Below are 2332 nucleotides of genomic sequence, written 5' to 3'. Positions count from 1 at the left end.
TGACGAGGCTGGGGAGGCGTGAGGTGCGGGGCGGTGCTGTCGGGGGGGACTCAAAGGGGCAGTCGCGAGGACGAAGACGGGCGACGCGAGCACCGCAGGGAGCGAGTGAAACGAGCGACCGAGGAGCGCAGCGAGCCCATCGAGTCGTCGCGGCTGGGGCTTTGGAGGTGTTCATCGGGGAGTCATCGAGGACGCACGGCCGAGCGACTGGTTCGGCGGTATTCACCGTGCCAACGACGACACCACTTCGATCGAAAAGAACCGAACGACCGACCCAATTGTCCAGATCCTACATCGACTCGGGCGCCTCGACCCCGAGCACGTCGAGCGCGTTCGCCATCGTGTGCTTGGCGGCCGCGACGACCGCGACGCGGGCGGCCCGCAGCTCGTCGTCCTCGGCGGTCACGACCGGACACTCTCGGTAGAAGGCGTTGTACGCGTCGGCGAACTCCCGGGTGAACGTCGCGATCGTGTGCGGCTCCAAGTCGTCGGCCGCCGTCTCGATGACGGCGGGGAAGCGGGCGACCTCGCGGAGGAGCTCGCGCGCCGCGTCGGTTTCCAACGCGCTCGCGTCGACGTCGAGGGCGTCGGGGTCGACCGCGCTCTCGGACCCGTCGGGTCCCCCCGTCACGCCCGGCACGTCGACCCCGGCGGCCGCGGCCTCGTCGAGGATGCCGGCGCAGCGCGCGTGGACGTACTGGACGAACGGGGCCGACTGCGCCTCGAAGTCGAGCGCGTCCTCCCACTCGAAGGTGATGGCCTTCGCGGGCTGTTTGGAGACGATGTCGTACCGGACCGCGCCGATACCCACCTGGTGGGCGATGCGCTCGACGTCCGCCTCGGTGAGGTCGTCGTCACGGATGCGGTCGTCCATCCGGCTCTCGACCGCCTCGCGGGCGCGGTCGATCGCCTCGTCGAGCAGGTCGTCGAGCATCACGCCGGTCCCGCGGCGAGTGGACATCTTCCCGTCGGGCAGGTTCACGTACGAGTAGATGACGTGGCCGAGCCGGTCGGTGTCGTTGCCGAGCAGCTCTAAGGTCGCGTCGAGCTGGTCGGCCTGCAGCTTGTGGTCCTCGCCGAGCACGGTGACGGCGCGGTCGTAGTTCGCGAACTTCCACTCGTGGTGCGCCAGGTCGCGGGTGGTGTAGAGGCTGGTGTCGTCGGAGCGCAGGAAGACGAGGTTCTTGTCGATCCCCCACTCGTCGAGCTCCAGCTGCCAGGCGTCCTCCTCGTAGACGGCCTGCTCGGTCTCCTTGAGCCGCGCGGCGATGTCGTCGGTGGAACCGTCGCGCATGAACCGTGTCTCCTTGACGAACTCGTCGAACTCGGCGGGGAGCCGCGCGAGGCACTCCTTCATCCCGCCGAGAACGGTGTCGACGACCTCGCCGACGCGCTCGTACGTCTCCTCGTCGCCGGCTTCGAGCCCCTGCAGGATCGCGGCGATCTCCGCCTCCGCGGCCTCGGCCTCGTCGGGTTCGGCCGCCTCCAGGTACGCGTTCCCCTTGCGGTAGTACCGGACGAGGTCGTACTCGGCGCGGTCGCGGGCGGGCTCTTCCTCCAACTCCGACTCGTCGAACCGCTCGTGGGCCCACGTGAACACCGCCATCTGGCGACCGGCGTCGTTGACGTAGTAGTGGCGGTCGACGTCGTAGCCGGCGTACGACAAGAGGTTCGCGACCGCGTCGCCGACGATCGGGTTTCGCGCGCGGCCGACGTGGACCGGGCCGGTCGGGTTCGCGCTCGTGTGCTCGACGACGACCGACGTGTCGCGGTCGGGGAGCGCGCCGTAGCCCGCGTCGGCGGCGGCCGCGTCGAGCGTGTCGACGAGGTAGCGCTCGCCGGCGTGGAAGTTGACATACGGTCCGGCGGTGTCGACCGCGGCGAGGTAGTCGTAGCCGGCGGCGTCGACCGCGTCCGCGACATCCGCGGCCACGCTCGGCGGAGCGGCGCCGACCTCGCCCGCGAGTCGGAACGCGACGCTGGAGGCGAGCGTCGCGTCCATGTCATCGGGCGGGCGTTCGATGCCGAGGTCGTCGGTCGGGAGGTCCAACGCGTCGAGCGCGTCGCCGAGCGCGTCGGCCACCTCCGACCGGAACTGCCTGAACATACCGTCCGTTCGTCGGTCGGCGTAAAAGGCCCTTCCGAAGCGGGGCGCGGGAGGAGGACGGACGCGAAGCCGCGGATTTGCGGTGGCGCGCGCCTCCGAGCGCCCAGCGGGTGCGAGGAGCGCGTGCGAGGGAGTCGTCGCCCGAAGCGAAGCGGAGGGCGACCGACGAGGCTGGGGAGGTGAGAGGTGCGGTTGCTGTGCGGGGTGGGATTCAAAGGGGCGACC

Annotated in this window: 1 protein-coding gene; it reads right to left on the bottom strand. The window is 70.3% G+C overall.

Annotated elements, in window-relative coordinates:
• Positions 1 to 289 precede the first annotated feature (289 nt).
• Positions 290 to 2107 (bottom strand): arginine--tRNA ligase, encoded by a 1818-nt coding sequence (argS, locus tag OQF71_RS14355; protein ID WP_280588492.1) that lies wholly within the window; start codon positions 2105 to 2107, stop codon positions 290 to 292.
• Positions 2108 to 2332: the final 225 nt, after the last annotated feature.

Origin of the sequence: Halorubrum sp. Boch-26, from assembly GCF_029889805.1 — an archaeon.
Taxonomy (GTDB): domain Archaea; phylum Halobacteriota; class Halobacteria; order Halobacteriales; family Haloferacaceae; genus Halorubrum.
This window is presented reverse-complemented; position numbering and strand designations above follow the sequence as displayed.

Excerpts from the sequence above, each read along its gene's own strand:
- argS (WP_280588492.1), bottom strand. The coding sequence starts at position 2,107 with ATGTTCAGGCAGTTCCGGTCGGAGGTGGCCGACGCGCTCGGCGACGCG.